Raw genomic sequence first — 18498 nt, forward strand, 5'->3', positions numbered from 1 at the left:
GAGGCGGGCAGGGCGTCGTGACCGGATGCCGGAGCAACGGGCGACACGGTCCGCCTCAGGTGCGCCGCCTGGAGGCCGGCGGGTTGCGCTGATTCTCGTGATGCATGACGATCCCGGCACCAGCGGGCCGGTCCTGTCCGACGCGCAACAGCGAACTTGTGCACGCCTGCATGCCGGCGTCCGCCGTCCTTGTTATGGACGAGCCGGCGGCGATGGGGATCGTGGCCGGTGTCGTCCCGCGTATTCGCCGTATGCACAGCCGTCTCGGCGTGTACGGTGCGTGATCACTCGCGGCGCACCGGTGCGCCGCCCTCTCGAAAGGAGAGCGGACACCGGCGACGCCCACATGGTCCTTCACTCCTGAGTCGGCGTCGTCGCCGCGTCCGCCCGATCTCGCTCGCGTGCGAGTGCCCCTCCGGACGCCTGACGGTGGATCATCTCTTCACGCATGACGAACAGCAGGAAGAGGAGCGTATGGAGCCGTATGGGCGGTCGGTCGGCGCATCGTGAAGTCAGTGCTCGAGGAACAGGGCGTGCCCGACTTCGGCAGACTGCCGCAGGCGCCCGGCGGGGATTGTTCGGCGGCTTGTGACTCAAGCGACCGTCGAGCTCGGAGAGACGATGACAGGGTCGGGCGCTCCGGGTGAGTCGGTGACCCGGGTCAAGGACGGCCTGCTGTTCTCCGGGCGCGGCCGGTTCACGGAGGGTGGGGCATGAGGCGTTCGCCGAGCGAACCGTGGCGGGGTGAGCCCACGCTTTCGGCACGTCGTCCCGCTCACCTCTCATTCCTGGGGCCCGGCGTCCTTGCCGGTTCCCGGTTCCGCCAGTTTCCGATGCGCCGCCGCCTTGACGCTGTCCGGCAGCGCCTTCCCCGCCGCACCCATCGCCTTGGCTTTCAGCGACCCGGTGACGGCCTTCTTCTCGCCCTTCACGATCGCCGTGAACGCCTGCTCGGCGACCTGTGCGGGATCGTCCTTCCGCGAAGTGCCCATCCGGGTGTCGTCCGCCATCCCCGCCCTGCGGAAGAAGTCCGTCTCCGTCGCGCCCGGCATGAACGACGTGATCGTCACGCCGGTGTCCCGGGCCTCCTCGCCCAGCGCCTCGGCGAAGGACTGCACGAACGACTTCGAGGCGTTGTAGACGCTCTGGAAGGGGCCGGGCATCATCGAGGCGACGGACGAGGTGAAGGCGATCCTGCCCGCGCCGCGCGCCAGCATGGCGCGCAGCAGCGGCTTGGCCAGCCGGACGGTCGCGGTGATGTTCAGATCGATGACGGCTTGGTCGTCGGCGGGGTCGGTGTCCACGAAGGCGCCGCCCCGGCCGACCCCCGCGTTGAGGGCGGCGACGTCGACCGTGAGTCCGTCGACTGCGGCAAGCAACTCCTCCACGCCCTCGCGGGTCCGCAGATCGGCGCGTACGGGACGTACCCGCGCGCCCGTCTCCCGCAGGCTGCGCGCGGCGGAGTCCAGCCGTTCGTCCTCGGCGTTGACCACGAGGTCGTAGCCGTGCTCGGCGAACTGCCGGGCCAGTTCGTATCCAATTCCGGCGGAGGCGCCGGTGATCAGGGCGAGAGGCCGTGTGTCGGTCATGCCGACCGGGTAACCCGCATGCGAATCGCCAAGCTCAGCCGGCGGGAAAGGGTTACCGGCACCGGCGGTGGTCACTGCCGCCCGTCGTCCCAGGACGAGCGGAGAGTGAACGCCGCTCCGTCGTCGGGCGTCGCGTGGGAAGGCTCGTGCCGCATCCGGTCCGCGACCTCGCCCCAGGCGCGGGACATCATGGCGGCAGGGCCGAGTGCGTCGGTGCCGAGGAGACAGTGCCGTTCCCGGCCCGTAAGGAAGGACCTCGGGGTCGGTGCGCTGCCGGGCCGCGGCACCGACAACAAGCTCAAGGACATGCCGACCGGCCGGGACACCGTGGTGAAGGTCCTCGGCGCGGGCAAGGGCCCCGCCAGTTGTCCGGCCGGAGAACCGGCCCAGGGCGATGCCGTTACCATCGGCGCCGACGACGCGCAGAAGATCCTGCGCACGAGGGCCGCACATGAGGTACGGCGCCTGCCGATGATCGACGGGCACGACCCGGTCGGCCGGCCGACACCGCCCATTCCCTGCCCGACCCTCGGATCGGCGACCTGTTGCGGGCGCTCTCCACCGAACCGACTACTGTCGTCGGTGATATCTGGCCGGTCGTCACAGTGCCGGTTACCCGACAGCGCCTCCCCCACCGTGTCCTTCGCTCTCTGCCTGATCATGAAACCGCGGTCGCAGTCACCGTGCAGGATCGCGGAGGCCGCGGCCTCGGTTCCCGGCGGTGCTGCTCCGTCCTTCTCACGTCTTGTCCACGGCCAGAAGCGGTCGCACTCGTACCGGGTCCGGCGCTCCACCGGTGTGGCTGTGGAGGCCGTCGAGTAGGGCCCCGCAGCGGACACCGGTCTCTCGTGCGAGGTCCTGCAGGTCCCGGACGCGTGCGAGAAGCTCCGGACGGCGCTGCGGGAACTCGTCCCACAGCCGGTCCAGTTCCGCCAGCAGCAGCCCGGACTGTTCGCGTGCCACGCCGACCAGCATGGGTGCGCCCAGTCGGCGGGCGAAGTCGAACACCTTGCCGGCGTAGGGCAGGGGCAGCACCGGCAGGCCGGCGAGCGCCGCGAAGATCAGGAAGTGCAGGCGCATGCCGACGACCAGGTCCAGGTGGCGCATCAGTCCGAGGATCTGTCCGGGGCTGTAGGCGCCGTTCAGAGTCCGGCTCCGGTCGGGCGCCGCCATCTTGGACAGGACGGCGTGGGCGTGCCGGACGTCCTGGCGTTCCATCGGCACGAAGAGCACCCGTGCGTCGAGGCGCCGGGCCAGGAAGTCGGCGACGCCGGCGAGCAGCGCGTGGTAGTCGCCCTCGTTCAGGTGCTCCGCCGCCCGGCCCGGCTCCCGCACCGACATCCCCACCAGGCGGGCACCGGCCGGGACGCCCTCCTGGGCCATCATCTGCGCGGTGAACGGCTCCGGCGGCAGCAGCAGCGCCGGGTCGGCGGTGACGGTGACGTCCCGCTCGAGGCCGGCCTCCTCCAGGACGAGCCGTGACTCCTCGTCGCGCACCACGACCTCGTCCATGGCGGACAGCACCGTCCGCACCGCCTCCCGGTCGTCCGGCTCGCGCAGGGGCCCTGCGCCGACCGCGTAGGCGAAGGTCCGAACGCCGCCGAGCTGCGCCGCCCTGACCAGTCGCAGGTAGCGGCGCGCCTCGCCGTCGTAGAGGATGCCGCCCCCGCCGAGCACCAGCAGATCCAGGCCCGAGAGGGTCTCGAGCAGCTTCCTGTGCGCGACGCCCTCCCGGGCCGGTGCCTCGTCCGCGAGCGGCTGGTGCGCGCGGGTGTGCTCGGCGTCGCGGCTGAGGACGACCAGCCGCGCCTGCGGGCGGCGGGCGCGCAGGCAGGTGAGGACACAAGTGAGGATCGCCTCGTCACCCGTGTTCAGGCCGCCGTACGAACCGAGCACTCCGATACGCAGCCCCGGTGGGACGGTCGGACGGTCATCCGGATCTCCTGTCGGAAACGCGAGGCGCACGGGGCGGAACATGTGAGTGGCTGCCGGGCGTGGCCGTCGCCGGACGACTGCGGAGGCGGACAGGGAGCCACACGGGGGTGTTACTGCTACGGCCACCCCATCCATACCTGCGGGGCACCCTGCGGCGAGGTGACGAATGGACGGGGGATCCACGGAACGGGGTCGGTATCTGGACCTCGGGTCCGGCCCTGAAGAAGGGCTGCGCCCCTGATCGGCGTGGATGGCACCGGAGCGGCAACCCGCGTGGCAGGTCTCCTTCCACAGCGGCGCGGAGCATGTGCCGCGCCCCCAAGACGGCCACTCCCAATGGAGCCGTATGCCTCCGGTCGACTCCGTTCAGGACTTGTTGCCCGGCTCGTTCCTGCGGGTCTGGAACTCATTGTGGCCGTTGGGGCAGGACGGGATCTTGTCGCCCTGCTTCACATGGACCTTCTCGCTGCACTCGGCGCAGTAGAAGTCTCCCGTCTTCTGCGCCTTCTCGCCCGCTTCGGCCGTCATGGCCGGTCGCCTCCGCTTTCCTGATTCGTCGCTACCGGTCCCTGCGTGCCGGCGGTGGTGGCGGCGCCGGTACCGGCCGCCTCGCCCAAGCCAGGAGCGACCGAGCCGTCGCCGGCCACGCCGAGCGCCACCTTCGTCCAGCCCGCTTCCCGCCGGTCGAAGGTGCGGTAGGCGTCGACCGCGTCCTCTGTACCCACCCAGCGGGTGATCAGCGGAGTCGGGTCCAGGCGGCCTGCCGCGACCATCGACACCAGCTCGGGCACGTACCGGCGGTGGTTGCAGTTGCCCAGTTTGAGCGTGAGGTTCTTCATGAACGCCTCGCCGAACGGATAGTGCTGGACCTGCGGAGGGTAGACCCCCACGGTGCCGACCGTGCCGGCCTTCGCCGCCATCTGCACGGCCCAGCGCGCCGCCAGCGTCGGGGCGTCGCCCGGCACCCACGTCCTCCCGTCCGGATTCTGCTCGGGGGCGGCCTCGTCCCGTTCGTGGTCGAACTGCCCGGCCTGTTCGCGCAGCGCGTCGGCGGCCGGTCCCCCCGAGGGCCGCTGAGCGTCCACACCCACGGCCTCGATCACCCGGTCGGCACCGATGCCACCGGTCAGTTCCAGCACGGTTTGCACCGGGTCCTCGGCGTTGAAGTCCACCGTCTCAGCGTGTTGGTCGCGGGCCAGCTCCAGCCGGTCGGCCATGCCGTCGACGACGATGACCCGTCCCGCGCCCCGCAGGCGGGCGCAGGCGACGGCGGCCTGCCCGATCGGCCCGGCACCTACGATCGCCACGGTGTCGCCGTCACCGATCTCGGCCAGTCTCGCCCCGAACCACGCGGTGGGGTAGATGTCGGACAGAAGGATGGCCTGCGCGTCGTCGACCGTGTCCGGCAGCGGGACCAGTCCGACGTGCGCGAAGGGAATGCGGGCGTACTCGGCCTGCAGCCCGTCCAGCCCGCCCGCCGCCTCCGGGCCGCCGAAGAACACGGTGCCCGCACGGGAACCCTGCGGATTGGCGTTGTCGCACTGCGCGTAGTAGCCCGCACGGCAGTAGCTGCACGTCCCGCACGCAACGGTCGACGGCACCACCACACGGTCCCCGGGCCGGAGGTTACGCACTCCCGACCCCACCTCCTCCACGACGCCGACGGCCTCGTGACCGAGAATCCGCCCCTCCCGCATGCCGGGCATGGTGCCACGGACGAAGTGCAAATCCGTGCCGCAGATGGCAGAGGCCGTGATCCGCACGACCGCGTCGTACGGGTCCTTGATCTTCGGCTCCGGCACGTCGTCCAGACGTATGTCCCCCAGCCCGTGCCACACGACAGCTTTCATACGGACCCTCCGTTCGTACGCCCTGGTACCCCGCCACCCATCCGAGGTACGGAGCCGACGGTGACATCACCTGGTTCGTCAGATTTCCTCCCGGAGTTTCCCTTCGGTCAACCCCGAAACCGGAACGTCTGATCCGGCACCGTTACGCAACCGGCGACGATCAGACGGGTGAGCCTGGTGGAGCCCAGGAAGGTGACACCGGGCAGGCCCGCGAATACCGCCTGGCCCTCACGCTGCAGGAGTGGCTGCAGGGCGTCGGCGAGACGGCGGGCGGTGTACAGGTCGAGATCACCCGCGACCGTCACAAGGTGACGGTCGGCGGTCACGGGGTGGACATGCACGTTCAGGGTGGCCTGCCGGCCGTAAGGGGCATGAGGTTGGTCGGTGCTCGCGGAACGCTCCTGTCCTGCAGGACCGCGGTTCACGGAGTCAACTCGTCCTGGTGGCCACCGCGCCATTCGACGAGCAGGACGGTGGCGTCGTCGTCGAGTTTTCCGCCGTGGTGATCCATGACGGCCGCCATCAGCCGGCGCAGGGTTTCGTGGAGGGTACGCCGGCCGGAGTGGTGACGTTGGATGAAGTCGACGAACCGGTCCCGACCGAACTGCCTGCCCCGGATATCGCGGGCCTCGATCACACCGTCGGTGTACAACAACAGGCGGTCGCCGGGCTCCAGCTGCTCGGTGCACACGCTCACCGGCAGGTCCAGGCCCGCGCCCATGGGGCCGGTCGGCGGGCAGGCCAGCTCGGTCGTCCACCGGTTCCCGCGGATCAGGATCGGCAGATGATGACCGCGGTTGACCCAGGTCAGCCGCCCGGTGTCCATGTCGAGGTCGGCAAGAATGCCGGTGACGTAGCGGCTGGCGCCGAACTGCTCCAGCAGCGTCTGTTCCACCAGTTCACCGATCTCCGCCAGTGACGCGCCGTGGCGGCGGGCATGGCGGCAGGCTGCCACAGCGACGTTCGCGGTGATCCCGGCAGTGGTGTCGTGCCCCATGGCGTCGAAGACACCCAGGTGCAGCACGCTGCCGGCCACGGCGTAGTCGAAGGCATCCCCGCCGACCTGGTAGGCCGGTTCCATCACCGCGCCCACCGTGGCGTCATGTCCGGCGTAGGCGGGCGGAGGAGTGAGATTCCACTGCATCTCCGCCGCCACGTTCATCGGCTCGGTACGCACCAGGCGCGCGTAGGAATCGCTGAAGGACCGCTTGCTGAGCAGGAGCAGGGCCGTCATCGACGCCAGATCGCGCACGGCTTGGCGGGTCGGCTCGTCGTCGGTGTCGGTATCGGTCCGCAACACGCCCAGACGCTCCACGCCGTCGGTGACCGCCACCCACCAGCGTCGCCGGCCACCCGGCGCGTTGCCCGTCGTCGGCTCGGTGAGCAGGTCCACGCGCTGATATGCCTGGCCCGGCAGGCTGCCCCGGACGGTGAACTCCTGCCCGTCGTTCCCGGCATCCGGACCCTTGCCCGTGAGCCGACGCAGCACACTCTCGCGGATGTCGACGACGAAGACGGCCGCGTCGTACATCCCGGCGCCGGCAGCGTGCTCGGCGATGAGGTCCGGCAGCTGCTCGAGCGTAGCGGTGTGGCTGGTCTGCATCAGCCGTACCAACGCCAGCGCTGCCACACCTCTGTCAACCACGGCCGACATCCGGCAGGGAGCGAGCACCCCGGACAGGCAGCCACAAGGCGGACGAGGATGTGCACATCCGGCGCGGATCCTTTTCGCCTCTGCCGGTCCGGGTCATACGGACACGTCCCGGCGGTGTCTCACACCCTTGCAGTCGTCCCGGCAGCGCGGGGCGGACGATCGGCATGGCGGCTTCCCTCCCGCCCGGCATATGCCGGGCATTCGGTTACTGCGGTGTCTACCCCCTTCCTCGGACAACTGCACGCAACCCGCACCGGCAGTCCGCACGCATTCCATGCGTGCGGGGCGGTCGTCCGCGCTCGGCACGCGACGAGAACGCGGCCCGCTTGCCGCCCCTGCGGCACGCGGACGTGAACTTTCCGAGCCTCTCCGGCTTCCACACCTGAGCCCCGGTCAACGGGATGCCGTGACCGTTGCGCGGTCCTTACCCCGGCCCGACCCCGGTACCAAGGCCACAGTAAGGGAGTGGGCGCGGCGCGAACGCTCGACGAGAATCAGTAGCGGGCGCCTGCGGTACGAGCTCTCGGAGGGATGGGACGACTCGGGAACCGCGCACCGCTGTGTGGCGCGGACCCGGTGCGGACGGGCTGTGGATCGAGCCGCCCCGCGGGGCGCTGCGCCGGGTGGCCAGGATGGTCTGTCGGCACCGGGGGACGAGGAGGAGAGATCCGGGGCCGACGGCTTCCTGCCCCAGGACGAACAGGGCGCTTGGGGACGTCACCGGCTCCATGGTGGCTGTGGGGCGTGCGGGGCGGAGAACCGGGTAACCGAGCGGACGACCTCCCCTGGGTCCGTGGCAGCGCGGAAGGAGAATCCCTGATGTTGATGGCTCACCCCGCAGTGCTGCGGGACCTGATCGAGCAGTATGAAGCCCTGACGGCCTTGAATGCCTCCGGGGCGGACAGCGCACGCGTGCGGCAGCGGATGGAGGACGTCGCCTACACCTTGTGTGTCTCCACCGGCACCCGTGACATCGACGCGGCCCTGATCGCGGCCCGTCACCAGTTGCCCGGCGCCCGCCTCCAGGACGATTCCGTCCTGAGTGACAGCTGACCCTCCCCGCTCACACTCATGCCCACATACCGAACAGAACGGACGAAGACGTGGATGCCACTGACAGAGCTGCTGCGCCGATCTACGACCGCTTGATAGTCGAGCGCGGCGACGTCATCGCGGTGGCCGCACTCACCGCGGAACAGACCCGACGCGAGGTCGCCGAGGTTCTGGACTTCGGCTCTTCGAGCGTGGGCGGCAACGTGGAGGACAACGAGAAGTAGAGTCGGCTGCCCGGGGCAGGTGGGGCATCGCCCGCAGTGGCGGACGCACAGCTCTTGGCCCGACATCAGGCGTATCGACGCGGGCAGGCGATGGCTGGTAGCCGTGTCCATAAGTGGTCATGCCACGGCGTGCGGCTCGGCGCCATGCTCGCACCGGCTCTTCGCCGACTGCTCCGGCTTCTTGGCACGAGAACGCACGCCACCATGTGTCCAGCTCCCGCTCGAAGCGAGTGACGTCCTCGGTGACGTGATCGCGCCGCTCGGACCGTGTGCCGTACGAATGCGCGGTGCCGGGTACCGTCGGCACCGCGGGGGCCGGGCTGTACCACTTCTTTCTCGGCGTCTCACCTCCCGTGCGTGATCCGGGCCGCGCGGGAGCCGTCCGCCGACTTCTCGTCGTCACCGTGTCGGTCGGTGGCCGAGCGCCTCGACGATCTCGGTCACGTTGGTGTACGTGCCGTCCTCCGGCAGGCGCCGCGCCGCCTCCAGCACCGGGTCCGGTGCGTGGTGTGCTTCCAGGGCCTCCAGCACCGACCGCCGGTCGGCGGGGAAGGCCGTGCGGTCCAGGTGGCGTGCCAGTTCGAGGCGCAGGGAGTCCGCCTCCGCCTCGGCGCGCGCCCGGTCGCGTTCCTCGCCTGGAGGGGGAACCGGTCCGCCCGGGTCCACCCGGATGTCGTCGTCCGCCGGCGGCTCCGGGTCGCTCGCTTCCTCCACGTGGGTCGGCCGGCCGGAGCGCAGGTGTCCTTCCAGCTCGTGCTTCATCTCGTCGTCGGTACGCGGACTGATCGGGTTGCTGCCTCGTTCCGTCATGTCTCCACACCTCGCTTTTTCGCCTGTGTCGCCGTCACGCCGGAGTCGTCTCGTAGGTCCAGCGCAGAAGGGCGCCCAGGCCGCCCGTCGGAATGTCCGTGGCGTCCGTGCCGTCCTCGTCCGCCGGGGGGACGACCAGTACGTCGGCGGCGGTGACGGCGGCTGCGCGCAGCAACGCGTCGTCCGCGCGTACCGCCGTCGGCTCGCTCTCCCCCAGCGTCCGGGCGTCACTCCGGCGCGCCGCGACCTGTTCGGGCCGGGCGCCCACCCATGTCTCACGGTCCAGCTCCGGTCCGTCGGGCCGGACGAGCAGCGTGTCGATGCGGTGTTCCCGAGCCGCTTCCACCAGCGCCGGGATGCCTTCCACCGCCTCCGTGGGCCGGTCGGTGCCCGCACGGCCGGCGCGGAAGCGGTCGAGCGCCTCCTCGACACGGTGACGCGTGTACCGCCGCCGGGCCTGCTCGATGGCCTCCTCCAGCGCGGGGGAGGCGGACCCGGCGGCGCGACCGCCGTGCTCGGTCTCCGTCGTGACCCGGCGGACCGCTTCGGGGAGCCTCTCGTGCACGGCCGGCCGCTCGCGGGGGTCACCGGCCAGGACGACCAGGTCGGCACCGGATTCCTCGTAGGCCGCACTCAGCACTTCGGCGATCTCGGCGGCGTTGCGCTCCCAGGTGTTCTCGACCTTGAGCTGGAAGTGCCGCTCGGACCAGTCGGACGAAGCCGTGCGGTGCACGGGGTGTCGCTCCCCCTCGACCTGCCCCGCGGACCGCGGACCGGCCGCCCCGCGCAGCTCGAAGTCGGCACCCGTCCGGTCGATGTACGCCACGAGGCAGACCGGGTCCTGACCCGCCAGTTCCAGCAGCGGCGTCAGCCGGGGCAGCGGGGCCCAACAGGCGATCGGCCGCTGCGGCGGGCGGGAGAGCCGGTGGCTGAGCACCACCTCACCCCCGGCCGCGAAGAGCACTCGGCCGGCCGGGTCCTCCGCGGGTCCGATCCGCAGGAGGGCGTCGCGTACCGCTTCCGTGGTCGCGGCGTCGGCACCCTCCTCCTCGAGCGTCCGGCACGCTTCGCGTACGGACAGCTCACGCCGCTTGGCACCCGACTCGTCGTTCTGGGCGGGGTCGAAGTACACGGTGGCCCACGGGCCCGGGCGGTCGAAGAGCGGTTGCAGGAAAGACAGCTGCACTTTTCCTCCTTCGGGCCGTTGCCGGACCGGGTGCCCGAAGCAGGGCGAGAGACACACGACGAACCCGGCACGCGGGGCTCATTCCGCGTGGTCCGGCTGCGGCCGGAGCGCCGTCGGTGCCCTCGGAGCGGCGGACGGTTTCTCCGCCCGGCTGCGCCGGCCCACCGGTCCCCATGACATCCTTCGAGGGAGTCGGCGACCCGACACCGGCGTCCTCGACAGCCGTCCGGGCTATTCGTTCCCGAACACGGCCTTCTGGACGTCGTTCGGGCCGTCGAACTCGTCCGCGGGGGCATCGGCGAGCTTCTCGACGAGGGTGTCGTCCGCACCGTTGTCCTTGGCCAGCGTGACCAGGTCGTCACGGCTGGCAGGGTACTCGGCGCCCTTGAGCGCCTTCTGCAGGTCGATCGGGCTGATGCTCGCCATGGCGGTCTCCTCGCTGTCCTGACGGTCCTCCGGCGGGACCCGTCGTACCGGGTCGCCGGCAGGTACATCGTGGCCACAGCAGAGGGGGCGGCGCATGTCGGCCCGTGCGTCCCGGTGCCTCGACGAAGTGGGCGACACCGCCTGCGGCAGGGGCCGACTCCGGTTCCGTGGAGGCCTCGGTCCGCCCGGATGCGCGCGGAATCGTGTCGGCCGGTCGCACGCTACGGACCTCGTGTGATCACTCAGGGGCCACCGAAGCGACGCGCGGTCACCAAGCGGGCACGACTGCACGCATGCGGCAACCCGATCCGGCTACTCACACCGACATCCGAGTCGACGCGAGAGCGAGGAGGGACCCGTGAGCGGACACCCCTGGCGCAGGGCCCTCCAGACACTGTCCTCGCGGCGCCTGTTCGCCTTCGCCCACCCGGAAACCCCGGAGATCGACGGACCTCCGTGGCGGGCCGAGGAACACGAGCGGGACCGCTGGTGCCGCTTCCTGGAGTTCTACGGCGTCCCTGCCGACCCCGCCGACCTGCTGCTGCCCCGCCCCGCGGGCCTCTCCCCCGCCCCGGGGGCGGTCGTGCTGCGCCCCGGCGCCGGCGCCCCCTCCCGATGCTGGCCCGTCGACCGCTACGCGACCGTCGCCACCGCCCTGCGCCGGCGCGGCCACCGGGTCGTGGTCACCGGCGGTGCGGGCGAGGACGACCTGATGGCGCGGCTCGCCAAGCAGGCCGGCCTGCCCGACACCGACGTCCTCGGCGGCGGCCTTCCGTTCGACCGGCTCTCCGCCCTGGTCGCCGGCGCCCGCGCCGTCGTCAGCGGCGACACCGGCATCGCCCACCTCGCGGCCGCCCACGCCGTCCCCACCGTCACCCTCTTCGGCCCCGTCCCGCCCAGCCGTTGGGGCCCGCCCGCGCACCCGCGCCACCAGGTGCTGTGGCACCCCGGCCCGCAGGGTGACCCGCACGGCCGCCGCACCGACCCGGCACTGCTGCGGATCGATTGCGAGCACGTGCTGGACGCCCTGAATCTCCTCCTTCACACGTCATGAGCCACACACCCACGGGCGTCGTCATCGCCACCCGCGACCGCTCGGAGAGACTGGCCCGCACCCTGCGCCGCCTACTCGTCCTGCCCGAGCGGCCCGAGATCCTCGTCGTCGACAACGCCTCCACCGATGGCACCCGCGCCATGCTCGCCCGCGACTTCCCCGAGGTCCGCGTACTGGCGCTGCCCGTCAACCACGGCGCCCTCGCCCGCAACCACGGCGCCCGCGCCCTCGACACCCCCTACGTGGCGTTCAGCGACGACGACTCCTGGTGGGCCCCCGGAGCCCTCGGCCGGGCGGCCGGGCTGATGGACACCCACCCGCGGCTCGGCCTGGTCTCCGCCCGCACCCTGGTCGGCCCCGCCGAAGAACCCGACCCGCTCAACGACGTCCTCGCCACCTCCCCGCTCGGCCTGGCAAAGGACCTGCCCGGCACGCAGGTCCTCGGCTTCCTCGCCTGCGCCTGTGTGGTCCGCCGTGAGGCGTACCTCGAAGCGGGCGGCTTCCACCCGCTGCTGTTCTTCGGCGGCGAGGAGACCCTGCTCGCCTACGACCTCGCCGCACGCGGCTGGGGCGTCACCCACTGCACGGACGTGATCGCCCACCACCACCCGGACCCGGCTCCCCGCACCGGCCGCCCCGCCAGGATGCTCCGCAACGAGGTCCTCACCTCCTGGCTGCGCCGCCCCCTGCCGCACGCCCTCACCCGCACCCGTGCCCTGGCCCGGGACGCCCCGCACGACCCGGCCGCCCGGCAGGCCCTGCGCGAGACCCTCGTACGTCTGCCGGCCGCCCTGCGCGCACGCGCGCCCCTGCCCCCGCATGTCGAGCGGGCCGCCCGCACGCTGGACGGAGCACACCCGTGACCGACCCCCGCACCACCGTCGTCGTCATCGCCCACAACCGCCGCACCGAGTTGCTGCGCACCCTCGAACGACTGGCCGGACTGCCCGAGCGGCCACCGGTGATCGTCGTGGGCAACGCCTCCACCGACGGCACAGCCGACGCGGTCGCCCGCCACCACGCGTGGGTACGGCTGCTGTGCCCCGGCCGCAACCTCGCGGTCCGCGAGGTGCGTACGCCCTATGTGGCGTTCTGCGACGACGACTCGTGGTGGGCGCCCGGCTCCCTGGCCGGTGCGGCCGACCTGCTCGACCGGCATCCGGCGCTCGCCACCGTCACGGCCCGCATCATGGTCGAGCCCGAAGGCGTGGAGGACCCGATCGTCGAGGAGTTGCGCGACTCGCCCGTACCCGGCCCCGAGTGGCTGCCCGGCCCTGCGCTCGGTTCCTTCCTGGCCGCCGCGACCGTGCTGCGCGCCGACGCCTTCCGGGCCGCGGGCGGCTTCCACCCCCGGCTGTGGCTGGGCGGCGAGGAGGAGCTGCTCGCCGTCGACCTGGCCGCCCAGGGGTGGTGGTTGACGTACGCCGATCACCTGACGATCCACCATCAGCCGTCCCGGATGAGGGACGCGACGCTGCGCCGGGCGCACGGCATCCGCAACACGCTGTGGTTCACCTGGCTGCGCCGCCCGGCCGGTCCCGCGTTGCGCCGCACTCTGCACCTGGCCCGTACGGTGCCGCGCGACACCGTGTCGCTGCGGGCCTTCGCGCAGGCCGCGGCCGCGTGGCCGTGGGTGCTGCGCGAGCGCCGGGTGCTGCCGGCGGAGGTCGAGGCGCGGATGCGGGTGCTGGAGGAGGCGCAGCGGTGCTCGTCCGCCCGTCGTTACATGGGCTGACGTCCGGGGAGCGCGGCCACCCCGACGGGGCGGGTCCCCCGGGAGCCCGGCAGCGTGCCGATGGAACGCACCAGGGTGGAGTCGACGTCGGTGTCCCGGCCGGCCGCTAGAGGCTGGTCAGGATCTGCGGGCCAAGGTTCTTGATCATGGTGTTGGTCCAGCGCGTCTGCCGCAGGGTCTGCGGGTGGCAGTGCGCGGCAAGGGTGAGAAGCCGGTTGTCCCGGGTGGCTTGGGCGGCCTGGGCGAGCATCTCCCAGTACAGCGAGTTCTCGGTGGCTCCCAGGTGCAGGTCACGCAGATCGCGCAGCAGGAGCAGACCGGGCTCGGGCCGGCGTCCCACGGCCTGAGCCGCCTTCTCCCGGAGCATCGTCAGGACGCCCAGGTCGGATGTGTCGGGAGCCTCGTCGAGGTTCAGGCCGTAGTGGCGGCCCGTGTCGGCCAGTCGTTGGACGTGTTCACGGGACCAGAGGGCCAGGTCGGTGGCGACGTGGTGGATCTCGTGCTCGGTGCGGTGGCGCTCCGCCACCGCGGTCAGGTGCTCGGCGAGGTGCTTCTCGCCGTGGTGCAGCGCGCGCAGGACCAGGGTGACGCCGTTCACCGGGTGCCCTCCTCACGGCCGTGCCACGTGGCCTCGTCGGACTGTGTGACCTGCGCGGTGGGGCCGCCCTGCGTCGGGGGGACGCCGGCCTTGCCGGTCCCGGACGGTGCGGAGGCGGTGGTGGTCGGCGCGGGGGCGGCCCGGCCGTCGCCGCGTTCGACGAGGGTGAGGGCCGCAGCGGCGGTCTTGAACAGCGGCTGCTTGGAGGCCGGATCCCAGTCGGTGATGGTCGTCTCGTTGGCGGCGCGCCCGGGTGTGTTCTCGTCCGGACCGTGGCCGGCCGGGGTGTCCCAGTAGCCGTAGTGGAACGGCACGAACAGCAGTCCCGGCCGGATGTCCGTGACACGGACCCGTCCCCGCAGAGAGCCGCGCGGCGTGGAGACCTCCACCAGGTCGCCCTCGTTCAGACTCCGCCCGGCCGCGTCGGCCACGGACACCTCCACCCAGACGTCAGGCGCGGCGGCGTTCAGCTGCGGGGCGCGCCCGGTCTTGGTCCGGGTGTGGAAGTGGTAGATCGTCCGGCCGGTGGTCAGCTGGAACGGATGCTCCTCGTCGGGCATCTGGTGGAGCGGCAGGTAGGCCGCCGCTTTGATCATGGCCTTGCCGTCCGGGTTGAGGGAGCGGTACTCCACCACGCTGTCCGAGGCGCCGGTGACGAGGTCCTTGCCGTAGGTCTCGCACACGTCGGGGTGGGCCCAGGCGATGCCGTCGGTGTAGAGGCGTTCCGTTCCCTGCGGGGCGTGCTCGTTGCACGGCCACTGGATACCGGAAGGGCCGCGCAGCTTGTCGTAGGTGAGACCGGTGTAGTCACATGGCCGGCCCGCGCTGCACCGCTTCCACGCCTCGAAGGCCGACTCGGGATCGTGCCAGTGGACCAACGGGCCGCCGTCCTTGTCGCGGAAGTCCATGCGGGCGGCGTAGTCGAGGAAGATGTCCAGGTCCGGCTTCGCCTCGCCCGGCGGGTCGACGGCCTTCTCGGACAGGTGCACGGTGCGGTCGGCGTTGGTGAACGTGCCGGTCTTCTCACCCCACGTCGCGGCGGGCAGCACCACGTCGGCCAGTTGGGCGGTCTCGGTCAGGAACAGGTCCTGCACCACGACGAACAGCCGTTCCTGGGACAGGATCGAGCGGATGCGGGACAGCTCCGGCAGGGAGACGGCGGGGTTGGTGCCACTGATCCACAGCATGCGGATCGAGCCCTGCTCGGCGTAGCGGAACATCTGCATCGCGTGGGTGGGCGGCGCGTAGTGCGGGATCTGCTCCGGTTCGACGTTCCACACCTTCGCCAGGTCCGCCACGTGCTGGTCGTTCTGCCAGTTCCGGAAGCCCGGCAGGTCACCGTTGGCGCCGCACTCCCGGGTGTTCTGGGCGGTGGGCTGCCCGTTCATCTGCAGGATGCCCGCTCCCGGTCGGCCCAGCATCCCGAGGAGCAGATGGATGTTGTTGACCTGCACGGCGGCGGCGGTGGCCTGGTGGGACTGGTAGACGCCCTGCAGCACCGTCGACAGCAGACGGTCGGCCGAACCGAGGATCTCCGCCGCCTCCTCGATGCGCGCGGCCGGCACGTCACAGATCTCGGCGGCCCACGCGGGTGTGCACTCCTCGACCCGGGCCTCCAGCTCCTCGAAACCGACGGTGTGGGCCGCGACGTAGTCGTGGTCGACCCGGCCGGTGCGGATGATCTCGTGCAGCAGCGCGTTGAGCAGCGCCACGTTCGTCCCGATGCGCGGGGCCAGGTGCACGGCGGCCCTGCGTGCCACCTGCGTCGGCCGGGGATCCACACAGACCAGGCGGGGCGGGTCGCCTCCTTCGAGCCGGTCGAGGATGCGCATCCACTGCACCGGCTGCGTCTCGGCCAGATTGTGCCCGAAGAGGGCGATGACGTCCGCGTGGTCGATGTCGTCGTAGCTGCCGGGCTGGCCGTCGCAGCCGAAGGACTCCTTGAGCGCCTCCGCGGCCGTCGAGGTGCACAACCTGGTGTTGCCGTCCAGGTGGTTCGTCCCAATCCCCGCCCGGGCCAGCACCGCCAGTGTGTAGTACTCCTCGAGGAACAGCTGGCCGGACGTGTAGAAACCGATCGAGCCGGGACCCCTCTCCCCCAGAAGTGACCGGGACCGGGACACGATCCTGTCCATCGCGGTCGCCCAGTCGGTCTCGACCAGACGGCCGTCCTGGCGGACGAGGGGCCGACGCAGCCGGTCCGCGGAGGCGTTGGCCTGCCAGCCGAAGAGGTCCTTCGGCCCGAGACGGCCGTGGTTCACCCGGTCCTGCGCGCGGCCCCGGACGCCCACCATGCGGCCGTCCATGACCGCGATGTCCATCGCGTCACCGTCGGAGTGCAGGATCGAGGCGGCCCGCACCCACTGCTGCACGTCGTCCGGTGTGACGCCCTCCGCAAGCCGGGTGTCCACCCGCGCCGGCCACGCCTCGTGCCGCCCGTACGGAGTACGACTGCCCCACGGTTGCGCGATACGGTCCACCGAAACGTCCATGCCCCAGCTCCTCCATCGCATCCGGTACCGGCCCTCCAGCCGCGTCATCGGTACCCGGCACCACCCGTGTGTAACGCCGCACCACGGGGCTCTCGACATTCCCTCCGGCTGCAACCGGAGGAGCGTCGGCCGCCGACCGGAGCCATCGCGGGGCGACCTTCCTGTCACCTGCCGGCCGAGATGTCGAGTGTCGCCCTAGCGAGTCGCGGCGTCGCCTGCTCCGGTGACATGGTGTCTGCGCCTCCGCGGTACCGGGCAGTGCCACGGGCATCAGCGCATCAGTCTGCCTCTGGACGCGGTGAGTTGCGGACGTCACGGTCAGTGTCATCCGCGACCAGGGAGCGGCGAACCCGGAACCTCGGACCCGGTTGTCCGAGCACGTCTTCGATCAACCGTCGTCAGTCCCGCGCCACCACACGGAGCGTCCTGACCGAAGGGTCGGCCGCGTCCGGGATCAGGACCCCGTGCTCGACGCCACTGCGCAGGTAGTCCAGTACCTCGTCGGTGATGACTTCACCGGGAGCGACGACAGGCACCCCCGGCGGGTACGGGCTGATCGTCTCCGCGGCGATCCGTCCCGCCGCGCGCTCGGCGGGCACGTGCTCCACCGGGGCGAAGAACGCCTCCCGCGGCAGCATCGCCTGCTCCAGTTCCAGGGACGAGGGCTCGGGCAGGCGCACCGGCGGCCGCTTCTCGATGGAGTCGGCGCCCTCGACGAGCGCGCGCAGGGCGTCCAGCAGGACCTTCTCGGTCTCGTCGTCGTCGGCGTGCGTGATGGACGCGCTGATCCGGCAGGTGTCGGAGCCGCCGACGTCCACCCGCCGGTTCGCCCGCAGCCACTCGGCCGCCTGCATGCCGCTGATGCCCAGCTCCCGTACGTCGATCACCATCTTCAGCGGGTCGAACGCGGCGGCGAACCCCTCCTGGACGACCTCCCCGCCCATGGGCCGCAGGCCGGGCAGATCGCCGGCGGCCGACCGGATGCGCTCCGCACGGCGCAGCGCGGCGTCCAGGAGATCGTGTCCGTGTTCGACCATCTGACGGCGCCAGCCGTCGAGGGTCGCGTAGACCAGGGAGGAGGCGCTGGTGGTGCCCAGCAGGTCCTCCCGCTGTTTGAGGGCCTCCGGCGACACCCGGTCGTACTGGAGGTGGAAGACGGAGCTCTGCTCGATGGCCCCGCCCATCTTGTGGACGCTGGTGACCACCAGGTCGGCCTCGGCGTCCATGCCCCAGGCCGGCAGCCCGGGATGGAACGGAAGGTGGGCCCCCCACGCCTCGTCGACGATCAGCGGGACGTCGAACTCGTGGCAGACCCGGGCCACGCCCGCCACGTCCGCACAGGTGCCCCAGTCGGTGGGAGTGATCAGCAGCATGCCCTTGGCGTCCGGGTGCTCCTCAAGGCGGCGCCGGACGTCCTCGGGCTCCGGCGGGTGCGCCAGGTGCCGTTCGGCGTCGAACTTCGGGTGCACCCAGATCGGCTCCACACCGTTGACGACGACGGCCGCGATCACCGACTTGTGCGCGTTGCGGGACAGCAGCAGCTTCTCGCCGGGACCGGCCACGGCCAGCATGGCGGTCTTGACCGACAGGGAGCTGCCACAGGTGGAGAAGAACGCCTGTTCGGCCCCCACCGCGTCGGCCATCAGTTCCTGGGCCTGACCGAGCACGCCCTGGGACTGACGGCGGTCGTCCAGTCCGTTGAGGGACAGTACGTCCGACCGGAACACGTCGAGCCCGACGATGTCCGCCACCCGCGGGTCCACGCCTCGGCCCTGCTTGTGCCCCGGCGGGCCGAAGACCACGTCCCCGCGCCGCCGGAACTCCTCGAGCGCCTCCAGCACCGGTACCCGCGAGTGATCCATCGTTCCTCCCAGCGGTCGTCCTCCACCCGG

16 protein-coding genes and 1 pseudogene are annotated in these 18498 nt (G+C 71.5%); 5 read left to right on the top strand and 12 right to left on the bottom strand.

What is annotated here, in order from left to right; all coding sequences use genetic code 11:
- Positions 1 to 782: 782 nt before the first annotated feature.
- The 6 genes from ACH5AO_RS00005 to ACH5AO_RS00030 form a co-directional block, all read right to left on the bottom strand.
- Complete coding sequence (locus ACH5AO_RS00005; RefSeq protein WP_383614157.1) at positions 783 to 1589, bottom strand: SDR family NAD(P)-dependent oxidoreductase; 807 nt, start codon at positions 1587 to 1589, stop codon at positions 783 to 785.
- A gap of 738 nt (positions 1590 to 2327) precedes the next feature.
- Complete coding sequence (locus ACH5AO_RS00010) at positions 2328 to 3485, bottom strand: polysaccharide pyruvyl transferase family protein (protein ID WP_398920097.1); 1158 nt, start codon at positions 3483 to 3485, stop codon at positions 2328 to 2330.
- A gap of 405 nt (positions 3486 to 3890) precedes the next feature.
- Positions 3891 to 4052 (bottom strand): hypothetical protein, encoded by a 162-nt coding sequence (locus tag ACH5AO_RS00015; protein ID WP_383614151.1) that lies wholly within the window; start codon positions 4050 to 4052, stop codon positions 3891 to 3893.
- The gene (locus tag ACH5AO_RS00020; RefSeq protein ID WP_398920099.1) at positions 4049 to 5374 is read right to left on the bottom strand and encodes a zinc-dependent alcohol dehydrogenase; all 1326 of its coding nucleotides are present in this window, start codon (positions 5372 to 5374) and stop codon (positions 4049 to 4051) included. Before ACH5AO_RS00020 ends, ACH5AO_RS00015 begins: the two co-directional genes overlap by 4 nt.
- Before the next feature lie 107 nt (positions 5375 to 5481).
- A complete protein-coding gene (locus ACH5AO_RS00025) occupies positions 5482 to 5700 on the bottom strand; it encodes a hypothetical protein (protein ID WP_398920101.1) in 219 nt (72 codons plus the stop codon).
- A gap of 95 nt (positions 5701 to 5795) precedes the next feature.
- Positions 5796 to 6977: a PP2C family protein-serine/threonine phosphatase gene (locus ACH5AO_RS00030; protein ID WP_398921055.1), complete on the bottom strand. Its 1182-nt coding sequence runs from the start codon at positions 6975 to 6977 to the stop codon at positions 5796 to 5798.
- Positions 6978 to 7847: 870 nt separating this feature from the next.
- Between ACH5AO_RS00030 and ACH5AO_RS00035 the strand changes: the two genes are divergently transcribed.
- Positions 7848 to 8081 carry a DUF5133 domain-containing protein gene (locus ACH5AO_RS00035; RefSeq protein WP_398920103.1) on the top strand — a complete coding sequence of 78 codons (234 nt, stop codon included), beginning with the start codon at positions 7848 to 7850 and terminating at the stop codon, positions 8079 to 8081.
- A 50-nt stretch (positions 8082 to 8131) separates the two neighbouring features.
- Positions 8132 to 8305, top strand: a complete 174-nt coding sequence (locus ACH5AO_RS00040) for a hypothetical protein (protein WP_398920105.1) — start codon at positions 8132 to 8134, stop codon at positions 8303 to 8305.
- Between the two features lie 399 nt (positions 8306 to 8704).
- Here ACH5AO_RS00040 and ACH5AO_RS00045 read toward each other — a convergent pair whose 3' ends face one another.
- The 3 genes from ACH5AO_RS00045 to ACH5AO_RS00055 all read right to left on the bottom strand — a co-directional run bounded on the left by ACH5AO_RS00045 (position 8705) and on the right by ACH5AO_RS00055 (position 10727).
- Positions 8705 to 9115: a DUF2795 domain-containing protein gene (locus ACH5AO_RS00045; protein WP_398920107.1), complete on the bottom strand. Its 411-nt coding sequence runs from the start codon at positions 9113 to 9115 to the stop codon at positions 8705 to 8707.
- Positions 9116 to 9149: 34 nt separating this feature from the next.
- Positions 9150 to 10301, bottom strand: coding sequence for a Vms1/Ankzf1 family peptidyl-tRNA hydrolase (locus ACH5AO_RS00050; RefSeq protein WP_398920109.1), 1152 nt, complete (start codon positions 10299 to 10301; stop codon positions 9150 to 9152).
- 231 nt (positions 10302 to 10532) lie between these two features.
- Positions 10533 to 10727, bottom strand: coding sequence for a DUF2795 domain-containing protein (locus ACH5AO_RS00055; protein ID WP_398920111.1), 195 nt, complete (start codon positions 10725 to 10727; stop codon positions 10533 to 10535).
- A gap of 361 nt (positions 10728 to 11088) precedes the next feature.
- On the opposite strand from ACH5AO_RS00055, the pseudogene ACH5AO_RS00060 reads away from it, so the two are divergent.
- The 3 genes and pseudogenes from ACH5AO_RS00060 to ACH5AO_RS00070 all read left to right on the top strand — a co-directional run.
- A pseudogene (locus ACH5AO_RS00060) lies at positions 11089 to 11781 on the top strand (glycosyltransferase family 9 protein); the annotation flags it as partial.
- Positions 11778 to 12644: a glycosyltransferase family 2 protein gene (locus ACH5AO_RS00065; protein WP_398920113.1), complete on the top strand. Its 867-nt coding sequence runs from the start codon at positions 11778 to 11780 to the stop codon at positions 12642 to 12644. The pseudogene ACH5AO_RS00060 and the gene ACH5AO_RS00065, both read left to right, overlap by 4 nt.
- Complete coding sequence (locus ACH5AO_RS00070; protein WP_398920115.1) at positions 12641 to 13516, top strand: glycosyltransferase family 2 protein; 876 nt, start codon at positions 12641 to 12643, stop codon at positions 13514 to 13516. Before ACH5AO_RS00065 ends, ACH5AO_RS00070 begins: the two co-directional genes overlap by 4 nt.
- Before the next feature lie 106 nt (positions 13517 to 13622).
- Here the strand turns inward: ACH5AO_RS00070 and ACH5AO_RS00075 are convergent, their stop codons facing one another.
- The 3 genes from ACH5AO_RS00075 to ACH5AO_RS00085 form a co-directional block, all read right to left on the bottom strand.
- Positions 13623 to 14114, bottom strand: a complete 492-nt coding sequence (locus tag ACH5AO_RS00075) for a hypothetical protein (RefSeq protein ID WP_398920117.1) — start codon at positions 14112 to 14114, stop codon at positions 13623 to 13625.
- Complete coding sequence (locus ACH5AO_RS00080; RefSeq protein WP_398920118.1) at positions 14111 to 16606, bottom strand: molybdopterin oxidoreductase family protein; 2496 nt, start codon at positions 16604 to 16606, stop codon at positions 14111 to 14113. Before ACH5AO_RS00080 ends, ACH5AO_RS00075 begins: the two co-directional genes overlap by 4 nt.
- A gap of 398 nt (positions 16607 to 17004) precedes the next feature.
- Complete coding sequence (locus tag ACH5AO_RS00085) at positions 17005 to 18468, bottom strand: aminotransferase class I/II-fold pyridoxal phosphate-dependent enzyme (protein WP_398920120.1); 1464 nt, start codon at positions 18466 to 18468, stop codon at positions 17005 to 17007.
- Positions 18469 to 18498: the final 30 nt, after the last annotated feature.

The sequence above is a fragment of the Streptomyces sp. NPDC018964 genome (assembly GCF_044390325.1).
Lineage (GTDB): Bacteria > Actinomycetota > Actinomycetes > Streptomycetales > Streptomycetaceae > Streptomyces.

Coding starts and splice junctions, on each gene's coding strand:
- ACH5AO_RS00035 (WP_398920103.1), top strand. CDS start 7,848: ATGTTGATGGCTCACCCCGCAGTGCTGCGGGACCTGATCGAGCAGTAT.
- ACH5AO_RS00015 (WP_383614151.1), bottom strand. CDS start 4,052: ATGACGGCCGAAGCGGGCGAGAAGGCGCAGAAGACGGGAGACTTCTAC.
- ACH5AO_RS00005 (WP_383614157.1), bottom strand. CDS start 1,589: ATGACCGACACACGGCCTCTCGCCCTGATCACCGGCGCCTCCGCCGGA.
- ACH5AO_RS00055 (WP_398920111.1), bottom strand. CDS start 10,727: ATGGCGAGCATCAGCCCGATCGACCTGCAGAAGGCGCTCAAGGGCGCC.
- ACH5AO_RS00030 (WP_398921055.1), bottom strand. CDS start 6,977: ATGCAGACCAGCCACACCGCTACGCTCGAGCAGCTGCCGGACCTCATC.
- ACH5AO_RS00085 (WP_398920120.1), bottom strand. CDS start 18,468: ATGGATCACTCGCGGGTACCGGTGCTGGAGGCGCTCGAGGAGTTCCGG.
- ACH5AO_RS00020 (WP_398920099.1), bottom strand. CDS start 5,374: ATGAAAGCTGTCGTGTGGCACGGGCTGGGGGACATACGTCTGGACGAC.
- ACH5AO_RS00065 (WP_398920113.1), top strand. CDS start 11,778: ATGAGCCACACACCCACGGGCGTCGTCATCGCCACCCGCGACCGCTCG.
- ACH5AO_RS00045 (WP_398920107.1), bottom strand. CDS start 9,115: ATGACGGAACGAGGCAGCAACCCGATCAGTCCGCGTACCGACGACGAG.
- ACH5AO_RS00080 (WP_398920118.1), bottom strand. CDS start 16,606: ATGGACGTTTCGGTGGACCGTATCGCGCAACCGTGGGGCAGTCGTACT.